This is a genomic window from Nostoc sp. NMS7 (assembly GCF_017115085.1).
Classification (GTDB): Bacteria; Cyanobacteriota; Cyanobacteriia; order Cyanobacteriales; family Nostocaceae; genus Nostoc.
This window is the reverse complement of record NZ_JABXKJ010000250.1, coordinates 1-12,512: the sequence shown is the minus strand read 5'-3', so window position 1 is coordinate 12,512 and position 12,512 is coordinate 1. Positions and strand designations below refer to the sequence as shown.

The 12,512-nt window shown below is 42.8% G+C and carries 13 protein-coding genes and 1 pseudogene; 6 read left to right on the top strand and 8 right to left on the bottom strand.

Going from position 1 to position 12,512, the window contains the following annotated elements; genetic code table 11:
* Nucleotides 1-641: 641 nt before the first annotated feature.
* Both HWQ38_RS35830 and HWQ38_RS35825 read left to right on the top strand, forming a co-directional pair.
* Nucleotides 642-809 carry a hypothetical protein gene (locus HWQ38_RS35830; protein WP_292803849.1) on the top strand — a complete coding sequence of 56 codons (168 nt, stop codon included), beginning with the start codon at nucleotides 642-644 and terminating at the stop codon, nucleotides 807-809.
* A 155-nt stretch (nucleotides 810-964) separates the two neighbouring features.
* Entirely contained in the window at nucleotides 965-1,237 is a 273-nt protein-coding gene (locus tag HWQ38_RS35825; protein WP_292803846.1) for a hypothetical protein, read from the top strand.
* Between the two features lie 479 nt (nucleotides 1,238-1,716).
* Here HWQ38_RS35825 and HWQ38_RS35820 read toward each other — a convergent pair whose 3' ends face one another.
* Entirely contained in the window at nucleotides 1,717-2,169 is a 453-nt protein-coding gene (locus HWQ38_RS35820) for a hypothetical protein (protein WP_292803843.1), read from the bottom strand.
* 16 nt (nucleotides 2,170-2,185) lie between these two features.
* The gene (locus tag HWQ38_RS35815) at nucleotides 2,186-2,356 is read right to left on the bottom strand and encodes a hypothetical protein (RefSeq protein ID WP_292803841.1); all 171 of its coding nucleotides are present in this window, start codon (nucleotides 2,354-2,356) and stop codon (nucleotides 2,186-2,188) included.
* A 278-nt stretch (nucleotides 2,357-2,634) separates the two neighbouring features.
* On the opposite strand from HWQ38_RS35815, the gene HWQ38_RS35810 reads away from it, so the two are divergent.
* The gene (locus HWQ38_RS35810; protein WP_292803838.1) at nucleotides 2,635-2,970 is read left to right on the top strand and encodes a hypothetical protein; all 336 of its coding nucleotides are present in this window, start codon (nucleotides 2,635-2,637) and stop codon (nucleotides 2,968-2,970) included.
* Between the two features lie 212 nt (nucleotides 2,971-3,182).
* On the opposite strand, the gene HWQ38_RS35805 is transcribed toward HWQ38_RS35810, so the two are convergent.
* Complete coding sequence (locus HWQ38_RS35805; RefSeq protein WP_292803835.1) at nucleotides 3,183-3,353, bottom strand: hypothetical protein; 171 nt, start codon at nucleotides 3,351-3,353, stop codon at nucleotides 3,183-3,185.
* A gap of 31 nt (nucleotides 3,354-3,384) precedes the next feature.
* Between HWQ38_RS35805 and HWQ38_RS35800 the strand changes: the two genes are divergently transcribed.
* From HWQ38_RS35800 to HWQ38_RS35790, 3 genes and pseudogenes are all read left to right on the top strand, one after another.
* On the top strand, nucleotides 3,385-3,735 hold the full coding sequence (locus tag HWQ38_RS35800) for a LuxR C-terminal-related transcriptional regulator (RefSeq protein WP_292803832.1): 351 nt from the start codon (nucleotides 3,385-3,387) through the stop codon (nucleotides 3,733-3,735).
* 376 nt (nucleotides 3,736-4,111) lie between these two features.
* Nucleotides 4,112-4,712: pseudogene (locus HWQ38_RS35795) on the top strand (DnaB-like helicase C-terminal domain-containing protein); the annotation flags it as partial.
* On the top strand, nucleotides 4,687-5,034 hold the full coding sequence (locus HWQ38_RS35790; RefSeq protein WP_292803829.1) for a hypothetical protein: 348 nt from the start codon (nucleotides 4,687-4,689) through the stop codon (nucleotides 5,032-5,034). The pseudogene HWQ38_RS35795 and the gene HWQ38_RS35790, both read left to right, overlap by 26 nt.
* A 73-nt stretch (nucleotides 5,035-5,107) precedes the next feature.
* Here the strand turns inward: HWQ38_RS35790 and HWQ38_RS35785 are convergent, their stop codons facing one another.
* The 5 genes from HWQ38_RS35785 to vnfG all read right to left on the bottom strand — a co-directional run.
* Nucleotides 5,108-5,539, bottom strand: coding sequence for a transposase family protein (locus HWQ38_RS35785; RefSeq protein ID WP_292803826.1), 432 nt, complete (start codon nucleotides 5,537-5,539; stop codon nucleotides 5,108-5,110).
* 700 nt (nucleotides 5,540-6,239) lie between these two features.
* Nucleotides 6,240-7,583, bottom strand: a complete 1,344-nt coding sequence (locus tag HWQ38_RS35780) for a nitrogenase component 1 (protein ID WP_292803823.1) — start codon at nucleotides 7,581-7,583, stop codon at nucleotides 6,240-6,242.
* A gap of 475 nt (nucleotides 7,584-8,058) precedes the next feature.
* Nucleotides 8,059-9,591 carry a nitrogenase component 1 gene (locus HWQ38_RS35775; protein ID WP_292803820.1) on the bottom strand — a complete coding sequence of 511 codons (1,533 nt, stop codon included), beginning with the start codon at nucleotides 9,589-9,591 and terminating at the stop codon, nucleotides 8,059-8,061.
* 246 nt (nucleotides 9,592-9,837) lie between these two features.
* A complete protein-coding gene (vnfK, locus tag HWQ38_RS35770) occupies nucleotides 9,838-11,223 on the bottom strand; it encodes a V-containing nitrogenase subunit beta (protein ID WP_292803817.1) in 1,386 nt (461 codons plus the stop codon).
* A gap of 329 nt (nucleotides 11,224-11,552) precedes the next feature.
* On the bottom strand, nucleotides 11,553-12,512 hold a 960-nt coding region (gene vnfG / locus HWQ38_RS35765; protein WP_292803814.1), incomplete at its 5' end, for a V-containing nitrogenase subunit delta.

Below are 12,512 nucleotides of genomic sequence, written 5' to 3'. Positions count from 1 at the left end.
GGATTTGGGCGTTAGGCGACATCAATGGAGGACTGCAATATACCCATGTCTCGCTCGACGATTACCGCCGTCCTTATCGGCGCAGTACCGCCATTGATGCTAAAAACACCCGAAAATCCTGATGAACTGCCCATTCAAGTCTTCGATGGCTACCGACAGCCGAGCATTTGGCCGTATTCGCTGCGGTAGGCGGGGAGAAAGCTGCACCAAACTCTATATGACCTATCCAAAATCGAGTACATTCTTAATTATAAAAGAATTTAGCTTTTAAATAATTTGTATCAGAAAAGCACAAAGGCTTACATGGCTAATATTTGAAGGTAGGAAAAAATCTGCATTCATTGTCAACAAACCTCCTCAGACTTGAGGGTGGAGTCAGACTTTAAGAATACAATAATCAACAAATATTTTGTAAATATTTAAATATTTTTTGATGATTGGATCTCAGTTCAAATAAATAAATTATTTTTAAGGATTGCTATATGACATCAAAATAATGAGAATTCGTTTGATAATTATTTATTAAAATATAGCTCCTACCCAATTAGAGGGATGTTTACAGTTAAAAATTGAGGTTAAATAATAGTAAATCAACCACAAAATAAGTTTTTAACAGCAAAAATAAATCAGGAGAATAATTTATGTCTCTCTCAAAAATACTGAAATCAATTATAAATGGGGCTATGCAAGTAATCTCCTATATTTTAGGTGCAGTCAGTAGAATTTTTGGACCTAGAGATGATGATTACCCAGCAACAGGAGTTCAACCTTTTGAAGGTGATATTGCTAATAATAAAGATGGGTATTGAGCGTACATAGGCAGCTCAGTAAGTTACCCATATTAAAATCAGGTAGCAACAACGATCACTGTTACTGCTATTTCTTCCTTCTATTTAGGTTTTTAAAATGGGAGCTTTACTATCGAAGTGGAAAATCTCGACACAACTTTTTACAAGATAAAAGCATGAAACGTTTTACTCTCGCTACTTTAGCTGTTCTGATCAGTGCTAGCTCTATTTTGGCTCTTTCACCAAATGCTAATGCTGAATCTCGTGAACAGTACTGTAGGGATCATCGTTGTGATGGCTATAATCGCGATCGCAACTATAATCGGGATTCTGATCGCAACTATAATCGTGACCGTGGTAGCTACCAAAGGAGCCACGATCAGAATCATCGCCAACGTTACCGCTACTATGATCGCAGCTCGCATCAGTGGCGTTATGGGTATCGCTAAATAACCCTGTTTTGTCATTCTGGGAGAACGCAATAGGTGAAAGGGTTACGGAGCTTGAGTTTCCACTTTTTATCTCCAATTTCAGTTTCTGGAGCGAGAATAAAGCCTCAAACCTTGACTAAATCAAAGTTTCAGAATTTGGCTCTTGATTATTGTTTTCCGAGAGTGGCAAAACAGGATAACTCTCAATACGGTTCGCTTAAGAATGATTTGTTATCCGGGCGTGGGATTTGTGACTTCAATGGGCGATCGCTTATTAACTCCCGCGCTTTATACCGAGTGTACGCTGCATAAACATAGATTTTTATGGGGATTTAGGGCTGCCAGATGAGGTTTGCTACCCCCTCAACATGGAATCACCATTCGGCATCAACCCCCTAGTTGTTGACCTTGACACCAAAGGTGGGGGGCCATCACTGCAAGCGATCGCAGTCTCGATTTACTTAAACCAAATTACGTATCTGACTTTTCCCGTTATCTTACAGTGCGGGGGAGTCTGGTTTTGCCTTGGTTAGATACAACAAAACCTTGATTAAATTATCCTCTGGATTTTCCTTCTCCAGTTCTTTTAAAGCATCGTAATTAGTTCTGGAAGCTAGCGCCAGTTGGTGATATTCAGTTTGGGGTGTCAGGAATTTTAGAATATTTTCCGTTGCATTGTCTACTAGGTCGTCGGACTCAAAAGCTCGCGCATTCCCATCACTGATTTTATCTAAAGTTTTCACATGTGCGTGGTCAGCAGCAGCGTTGGCCGCAGCTGATAAAATCTTGCGTAGATTGGGGTTGGTGCTTGTTGCATTGACCAAAAACCCCAAACATTTACAATAATAATCCCGCAAATGACTGGCGTTAATTTTTTTAACTGCGATCGCATCACCCTTTTTGTATTGCTCTAATGCCTGATGTTGCCATTCATCAGTGGGTTCGCCCAATACCTCAAAAATCGCATTAACAGCTTGTTGAACTTTTAAGTCTGCCCAATAATGCCATTACCTCCCCAACTCCATACTCCGGTGAGTAAACATATCTACCTCCACTTAGCCATTCGAGGGGTTCTGGAATAGTTTGGTTGGCGGCACGGATAATTGCGGCGTAATCGGTTGGTTTGTTGTCAGTCACAAATTTACGTTTTTGCTAGCAGTAAATTATTTGTTACTGACTGTCAGTATAAACCTAATAAATTTACTCTGGCATTTTGGCTATGTTTCCATTGAGCGACAAAAAGACGGAATGTGTAGCCAACTTTAAGTTACTATGTTTTATAGTATTAATTGAATCAATAATTTTACGCTTATTACTAAATAATAAAATATTCGTATCTTAACCTTAACAAAAAGTAACCGTAACGCCAAAATTGGTTAATTTCTTTTATACGTAATGAACTATAGTAATCCGCTTTGATTATTGAACTGAGTTGCGTAGGCTGGGAGTGGGGAGTTGGTACGTACTCTTACTATAAACTAACCGCCGAAAACGCAATGTTTGCACCTTCAGAGAAAGAACAAGAAGTACGGGTAATTCACCTCAGCCATCAGCATGATGCACGGTATATAGAAGCACAACTTGGTATCGAACGGCGGAACAAGTTAACCCAGGTACGAACACTGCTTCAGAACGCAAGCGCATTGCTTGAGGAAGCAACACGCCTACTTGAACAAACCACAGATATAAACAGTCCAAATGCTACAGTTGAAGTTTTCAACAGTGATGAAATTATACCCATCGACCAATAAAACCAGTAAAAGGGGAAAATTTACTTCATTACTTCTACAAAATTACGTTATCAACACCAAACCATCGTTTTTTAAACATAGTCTTGCATAAGCGCGCAACTTCAGTTGATGAAGCAACTTTGTTCTAGTTAGTTTAAAGAAAAATAATAGCTAGAACAAGGGAGAGACAACCTCAAAATTTTGGCTTACTATACAAGTATTTTGGTTATTGGTTATGGTGCGATCGCTGATGCCAACCTGGACAGACGTTGAATGCCTACTCCAGAGCCAAATCCAACTTCCAGCACTTTGTCGCTCGACTGAATTTCGAGCAGGTCGATGACTGAATAGGTGAACCCTTGATTCATGCGTGCCATGATGATGGCACCAAACCTGCCTAGCATACCCTTCGGGCAACCGAACAACTAGAACTTTATGACTGCAAATACCAGCCGAGACGCTATTAACGCAGCAATTAGTAATGGTGCAGACTGCTACTACTGTAAAAATAGCGTTAGAGAAGAAGTAGGAGAAAGATTCGTTGAAGCAGTAATGGCTGCGTACAATAACGAATCATGGATTGACCCAACTATTAATCGTATTCTGATTGATAGTCTCAGGTCAAATGACACACCCGATAGAAATGCACTAAATTTGTTAAGTGATTTCTCTAATAAAGAAATAACAGTTCTTAAATTAGCTGCCGGAGGCATTAAAAATAATGAAATTGCCAATATAATGTATGTTTCCGAAGGTAGAGTAAGGTCATATAGGACTAGTATTTGATTTTTGAAATGCACGTAGTGGACCCTCTAGGCTAAAATAGTAGATTAGACGTAGGTTGGGTGGAGCGGAGCGCAACCCAACTGATTATCAGGATGTTGGGTTACGCAAAGCCTCCAACGCCACTTGCTACAACGCTCTTAACCCGCGCAACGCAGTGGCTCCCCAACCTACAATTTTTTTGCAACATGCTAGCCTAGACAATCTACTACAAGACTACCGAGATTTTTTCAGAAATCAAATATGATTCCTATATCTCAAGTTGCTTATGACTGAACAACTAAGTTTCCAAGGTGATGCTAGCGATGCCTACGGCGGTAAACTACGCCTGCCACCCCAAAACATTGAGGCAGAAGAAGACTTGATGAACTCGATAAGTTTGATGGTGGGGTTTGAAGGCGGTACGCTCACCATAGTTGCAGGTAGACCGTCAATGGGGAAGTCCCAGATTTCGCTACAACTAGCTCTCAAGATGATATTGCTGCACGATTTACCTGTGGTTATCTTCTCACTGGAGATGACCAAAAAGCAATTAGAGTACAGGCTGTGGAGTTTAATTAGTGTCACCAATGCCTACAAACATTTAGGATTAACGCCACTAAAGAGCGATCGCATCCGCAGACATCGAGCCAAATTTCAACCTTTAGCAGATTGGGAATTCACGCTTATTGCCAAAATCGTTGATATTTTACAAAATGGCGGGGGAATTGGATGTACCCGTGCTAGCACTGTCGCAAATCTCTAGGGGAGTTGAAGGCAGACAGAATAAGCGCCCAATGATGAGCGACCTTAGCCAATCGGGAATTTTAGAAATGGTGGCAGACAATATTATTCTCGCTTACCGGGATGAGTACTACAACCCAGACACTACAGACCAAGGAATATTAGAACTCATCATGGCTAAGGCACGGCACGGTGAAACAGGCACAGCAACGGTGTTTTTTGACAAGTCCTATGGAATTATCCAGAATTTGCAGTGATGGAATATCGGAGTCCTCAAACTCCACTCGATTCCATCCGCCTCCTGTATCGGAACTTTTACTGGGGGATATCGAAAATAGCCCTAGTAAAACTAGACGACACAAAGGATTAGGTAGTGCCTCCATTCAGTGCAAAACCATCACCCTTCACGGCAAAGATTATCCCCAAGCTTGGTATCACTATGAGTTTTGGAAGGATGGCGATGCCTTCTCTGCGAGACGCTACGCGAACGGCGGGCGTAGCCATCGCCTGCTTAAAAAGTGCAAGTATATTCCAAAACGACTATTAGACTCATCCGCAAATCGTAAATGCTTACAGTGAATGGGTTTTAGTAATTTGGATTCAATAGGCGATCGCTATCTTAGCCGACGAGGAAATGGGTGTTTGAAAGCATTCAAGGACAACTATCGACGATTAATTCGTATTCGGACAGTATTCGCTGTAATTCTTGATATTTCTGACTGTCTGATTCAACTTCCTCTATTTGAGATGCTGGTAAAATTTCTCTCAAGATATCTACCCAATAATTAAAGGCATCATTTGCTTTAGTTTTGGAAATGTCAAAGAGTAAACCTAAAACCTCAAAAATTGGTTTTTGTCTGAGGTAAACTAGACATAAGCATATTCCTTCTTTGGGTGAAATCTCTGGTTTGCGTCCACCTCCCTTAGCAATAATACGAGTTTGATTTTTTTCAATTTCTGCCTGTTTCTCTATATGCCTTTGCTCTGCCAAAGCTACGAATGCTAAAAACTGGTCATAATTAATTCCAATTAATCGTTTAGATTCGTGGGGATGTGATTCGATTCTTGTCAAAGGACTGGTCATTCTTGATGCACCTAACTTTCAGTATCTTTTTGATTATCCCATGATGTTTATATTAAGGATGAGTCTATTAGATAAAATAGAGAAGCTAGAAGCAGATAAAGCCCCAGTCAGAGAGATTTTATCAGTATTGCGAGTAAAATTATAGAAAAACCATTATCTCAGGAAAGCCGCGCAAATCCTAAATTCCGGCAAGTCTACTACAAATTCACAATTTCTGTTGACCATCCTTTGAGCGTAGCTTGCCGCCGTAGGCATCACTTCCATTTAGCAGCTAGGTTAAAACCTTGAATCTTTTGACTTTTTGTGACCTTAATGTTTTGCAAAAACAGAGAAACCCCCGGTTCTAAACCTAAGCTATCAAGGGAGTGCCAATTATTCGTTTCCAAGTGCAAATCTTCAGGTTTTTTCTGCTCATGGGGGAAACTACGCCAATTCCTACCCTGCGGGAAGGCGTTCCGCCTACAACTGTCTTGACCAGGGCAACGAAGTGGCTCCCCTACAGCCCTTCGGGCATTCTACGGCAGGCGTTAGCCTCTCCCTTTGGGAGAAGACCCTTATCGGTAAAGCTCTTACGTCGCTAGCGCTTTGCTAACGGCAGTTACTCCCTGTTGTAGCGACTGCCGTTGCTCCAGACGTGTAGCACAATACTTTTTGATAACTCTGGATCAGGATATCAAAACATTCTTGACATAATACTTCTCTATGTCCAATTAATCTCTTTGGAACGAAAAGCTCTATCCCAATCGTTAGCAATCACCTCCATCATATTGATCATGCCTTCATAGCCAAAATATGGCTTGTCAACATAAGTTTCTCTGTTAGTGGGGCTAAATACATCAAAAGCAATTTTGATTCCCAATTCCTCTGCCATGTATTTTTCCCATGCCGAGCCAATCACAGCATCAACATCAAACTCTTCTAAGGTCTGTTTTACCTGATAGCCATCTGCCGAAAATATTACACGGGAAGCAAGACCGAGGCTGTGCAGTTCTCGCTCCAGAATTAAACGAGAATCAGGCATCGCCGAGCGAAATAATAAGACTTCTGGAATCATCTCCAATTCTTCAAAGAGCATTCTCACCAGTCCAATACCAAGCGTCCCATCCGCAGATACGGCAATTCTACAGTTACGATATCGGGGAATAATCATCAATGCTCGTTTGCGAAGTGTATCTACGACCATTTCTTCGCCTTGTTTAATTAGCGGTTCAACTTTTTCATCTATCTTGAAATGTGCCGCCAATGCCTTCAACCATCGAGTAGTGTTGTTTACACCTATTGGTAAAGGTATATCATCAAGAATTAAAGGGATGTCATGAGTCTGTTGCATTTTCCGAGCAAACTTATACCCAACATCATGACTGAGAACAATATTGGCGGTTGCTTCACCAGCTTGCTCTAGTTCTTCAAAGGAGGTATTATGAGAGAATACCGTCTGTACTTTAATCCTTAAAGATTTTAACGTCTGCTTTACCCATTCCAAATCAGCCCACCAAGTAGGATTCAGATTTGCCTGTGGTGCAATGATATTTACAATCCTTGGCTTCCTGCCCCTTCTCTTGGTCTGCCTTCTTTTAATAAAAGGAAGTAAAGCCTCCAAACCCATTTCTAAGCCATCGTAAGCATTGCCCCGAAACCCACCAGCCATTAAAGGAACGAGTTTGGCTTTGATATCTGGCTGGAGCTGGTTGCACAATCCCGCAATATCTTCACCAATGATGTCTGCCGCGCAAGTCCCAACGACAAACATCACCTTAGAATCAAAAGATTGATCCGCCTCTTTAATCATCCCTTTGAGTTTCTCAGACGCTCCCATCACAATGTCTGACTCAAAAAGACGAGTACAACCTACTTTCCGCTTGGTGAAATCAACCTCATGAGCATCATACCCAGCTGCGACAGTGGACGCGCAACCCTGTGGAGACTGAATCACAATACTAACATCTTTAATACCAGCAACTGTAGTTGCAATACCTTCAAGGGCACAGCCAACTACTGGGTCTTTACTATGGTTACAATTGTCAAAAGTCGTTTCAGCAGACATTTTTCCTCCTGTTTCTCTAAGATTTGACTATGGTAAACGCGCGTTTCACGTAGCCTGTAGCGACTTCTACCTCGACGTTTTCGTGTTTTGTGCAGCCTGTAACGGCTTCTGTCTTCCCTGTAGCGACTTCTGCCTTGACGTTTCCGTGTTTCGCGCAGCCTGTAACGACTTCCGCCTTGACGTTTCCGTGTTTCGCGCAGCCTGTAAGGGCTTCCGCCTTGACGTTTCCGTGTTTCGCGCAGTCTGTAGCGACTTCTGCCTTGACGTTTCCGTGTTTCGCGCAGCCTGTAGCGACTTCTGACTTGACATTTTTGGCTTAAGCCTTGCCCGTATCAGACGCCACCGAATCAGTGTGCAGTCTTTTCCAGAAACCCAACATTTCCGAGAGTTTGTTGGGTTTCACTTCCCTACGGGTCGCTGTTCGCGTTCGTTCCACCCAACCTACAATTTTCTCCGTTAGACAAAATTTCATTTATTACTCGTTCATACATTTTCCCCGCTTCTTCTCTGCATATACGGTACAATCAGGCATGTCTTGAGCTAATTTTCCGCTTAGTGATTGAGTAGATGCTAACCCGGAATTTTTAGGGAACACCATTTGCTTGGTTAAGGAACTGCGAGGTCTAAAACCATATTGAAGTGCTGTTTTAATACACCTTGCGACCTTTAAGGCTCCGCGATAGCCGAATCTGGGACGATTTAAGATAGCATTTAAATCGACGACAGGAATATGGGGGAAACTCAAAGAAGAACCAAAATACACTACCGATTCTGCATCAAGACCACCAATAAAATCTAGTAATTCATCTTCCGTTTGTTTCATGGACTCGTACTTACCAAAAGCCAGCGTCCCTTTCGTAATCAATATTTCCGGGTCTAACCCTGTTTCCAATAGGTAGTCTACACTGGTTTCTCGTGCTTCTGTACTCCAGGGATGGAAGTTATAGATTACTACACGCATCCCAAAATCACGATCCAACATGTGAGCAAGGGATAAGCACTTGATAGCATCATGTCCTTCGATAATCGCTAACTTTCCTTCTATATAACCCTTAGCTGCTTCAAATTCAGTCTTGATTGCAGCATATTCCTTTTCCATTAGGGCAGCCGCCTGTTCTTCCATCCCTAAATATTTTGCCGCCCCTTCGAGCCATTTTTCTGTAGCGGTGATTCCATAGGGAAGGATAGTAGAATTTAACGGAGTTCCGAACTTGTCTGACATGGCTTTGCCGATGGTATAGCCAAGATCCAAACATAAAGTACAGTTGACTGCCGCACTCGGTGCTTGCTTTAGTTCTTCTAAAGTACAGTCACCAGCGATGACGCTATGAACTCGTGCCCCCATTCCTTCTATCAATCGCACCAGTTCTTTAACATCAGTTTCGACTTCTGTTCTTTCAGGGCCCATCTTTGCGCCCACAATATTGACAGCATCGGCTAGTTGTGCCTTCCGTTCTGGAGTTGGCGGCTCCATAAAGTCTACTATTTGCCGAAATACGATATCAAATCCACTGCGATACTCCCCTGCGAATCCTTCACAATGTATCGTCATGATTTCAGCATCGATTTCGCTACGGGCTTTATTGACTACATCATCAACACAGTCGCCAATAATACCAGACGCACAACTTGTAGCAACAACGATCGCATCGGGATGATATTTTTCATCGACTTCTCGAATCGCGCCTTTTAATTCTTTTTCTCCACCAAAAATTACCGCTTTCTCACTCATGTTTGTAGTCACCACGGGTTCATAAGGGGAACCACTATTGCGGCTATTGGTCAGCTTGTATGCCCGCTTGACACCATAAGCACAGCCACTCGGCCCGTGAGAAATGACGATCGCATTTTTAATGCCACTTAAAATCTTCGTTGCAGTCCAAAATTTACAGGGGCGGGTATGACTACCTTGTAAACTGGTCTTGATCTTACCCTCTTTTGCCAAGCGATACAGTTCGCTCAAATTTCCGTAAAATACGACATTCTTATCTATACTTGTTGCAGTCATGATCACTCTCCAGTCTTTCTATAGCTTCTGTCTTCAGTACCCTGTGAGTCGTAAACCAGGCTACTGAGCCGCCCTCTGATAATAATCCGTTAAACGGGTGCTGCCTGGTTTACAATTGACATAGGATTGCTAAGTATCGTAAAAATTCCGATGGAAATACCATCTAATGATTTGGCAGGAAAATTGGGGGTGGACGATAATAAATATTACTCCAGATAGATGCCATCCCCCATACATATCACCCTTTTACCAAACGTTTAAGATCCATTCGCGATCGTGCTTGTTCTCCATATCTGCAAACATGGCGTTGGCAATGTTATCTGCTAGCCATTCTGCTCCTTTATAGCCAATCACGGGATATTTCCACAGACCTGCGCGGTCAAAGCTGGGGAAGCCTATCCGAACCATCGGAATTTTGTTATCGATGGAAATATATCGACCCTTGGAATGACCTAGAATCAAGTCGATTTCCAGGGATTTATCTTTGATGCGGCGCTCCAATTCCCAGAGGTCTGCATTCCAAATGACTTCGATATCACAAGCTGCTTGCTTTTCCAACTGGGTAATTCTTGGGTCTTTGGTGCAGGCTCTGTTGTCGTCTCCCAACAACATCAGCACTGGCTCTAACTCAACTTCTAAGCAGAACTCTGCTAGACCAATTACTAAATCGGGATCTCCGTAAATAGCAACCTTCTTGTTGGCGAAGAACATGTGGGCGAGGTCTGCGATCGCATCAATAGCTTTACCCCGTTCTCTGACTAAAGATTCTGGTATTGGTTTGCCAGTCAGTTTTTGGATATTTTGCAGCCAGATGTCGGTGTTTTTGATGCCAATTGGTGTTGGGCCAATGATTGCAGGTACCTTAAACTTCTCTTCTAAGAATTCGGCTGCGCTACCGCCTTCATATTTGCATAAGGCAATAGTTCCCAACGCATTAGCAGAATCAGCAATTTCTTCAATGGTTGAATTCCCAAAGGCAAAACTTGTCTTATCGGGCATGGTGGGCGCATCGAAGGATTCTGTATCCAGTAAAATGTTTCCTGGAACGTCCATCTCTTTTAAGATGCGCTTAACTTCAGTGACATCTCCAGGGTTAAGCCACCCAGTGATGATGTTCAACTTGCCAGTTGGTTGGCCTTTTTTTGCTACGCTAGAAATGATTGCGTGTACACCGACATTATAGCCTGTTACCTGGCTACCTTTGTAACTAGGAGTATGTACAGGAACAAGGATAACCTTGCGATCGGGATAGTCTTTCTTTAACTGGCCGTTGAGCTTGTTAATGGTTCCTTCGATATCGTCCCCAATCGTCTCAGTTGAACAAGTTGTAATAATTGGAATAATCCGTAAATCGGGATATCGTGCGACTAAGGTGTGTACGGCTTCCTCAATGCGTGGCTGTCCTCCAAGAACGGCGCTATTTTCATGGAGTGAAGAAGAAGCAATGTCGAAATTTTCCTTCAAATGCTGGGCAAATAGGAGACGAACGAACATACTACACCCCTGTCCTCCATGCACCAGGGGAATACAATCTTTAATTCCGATGGAAGCGTATTCAGCCCCAGCAGGCTGACAGGTAAATATAGGATTGATGATTCCCTTGCGTTCTTTCTGTTTTACGACTAAAGACATTCTCTTGACTCCTAGATAGTGTATAATTCGTGATGCGTGTTTGTTTGGCGTTGCTGAACGAAGATATGAAGTCTCATTTTGAGCTTAAGAAAGTGGAACGATGTCTGCGGTGGTCACTGAGCTTGCCGAAGTGCGATCGCTCTCTACTCTGTAAGTCTCTACTCTGTAAGAAAATTTCTGCACAAACACTAACAGGATGACAAGACTCTAATTCATACTCCAATTCAACAACGCCGTTTGTTTAGTAAGGCAGTCTGGTCTTCTCCCTTTGGGAGAAGGGGTGACGCTCTTAGCGTCACCCGGAGGATAGAATTACCGATCCAATTGCTTTAATAAAGCGAATAATGCAATTCACCATTCTTCGACTTGGTTATTACAATATCGATCAGCATTGCTTTAACAGACTCCAGTACTGCCTTCTTTTGCGAGTTTTCCATGTTATTTAACCATGAAAATCTAATTTCCAGGTCAGCTGAAAGGATCTTCGCATCTGCATAAAAACCCCTGTCGATCAAGGTTTCTAGAACCACCTTTTCTCCAGTCAAGATTTGGGCGGCCATATTGAGAACACCATCGATATTTTCTTGCCGATCCCATGCACGAGAGTGAAACTGCCACAAACACCGTTCTTGAATTAATTTTGTGACTTCCGCAGCTCGCTCTTGAATGTATGACGCGATTTCCTTAGCTTGCACTTGAACCTGTGGTGCAGCTTCCTTAGCTTGCACTTGAACCTGTGGTGCAGCTTCCTTAGCTTGTGGTTGAACCTGTGGTGCAGTTTCCTTCGCTTGTGGTTGAACCTGTGGTGCAGCTTCCTTAGCTTGCGGTTGAACCTGTGGCGCAGTTTCCTTCGCTGGCTTTTGAACCTGTGGTGCAGCTTCCTTAGCTTGCGGTTGAACCTGTGGTGCAGCTTCCTTAGCTTGCGGTTGAACCTGTGGCGCAGTTTCCTTCGCTGGCTTTTGAACCTGTGGCGCGGTTTCCTTAGCTAGTTGTTGAACCTGTGGCGCAACTTCCTTAGCTGGCTGTTTGGACTGTGGTGCGGTTTCCTTAGCTGGCTGTTGAACCTGTGGCGCAACTTCCTTAACTAGCTGTTTGACCTCTGAAGTGGTTTCCTTAACTTGCTGTTTGACCTCTGAAGTGGCTTCTTTAACTTGCTGTTGAATTAAAGAAACGACTTCCTCAGATACCTCTTTGGTTGCTTTACCGTTGCCATTACTATTGGTACTTGGCAGATTTTGCTCAGTACGGATATCATATTGAGCCAACTTCATCAGAGGAGAATAAATGGC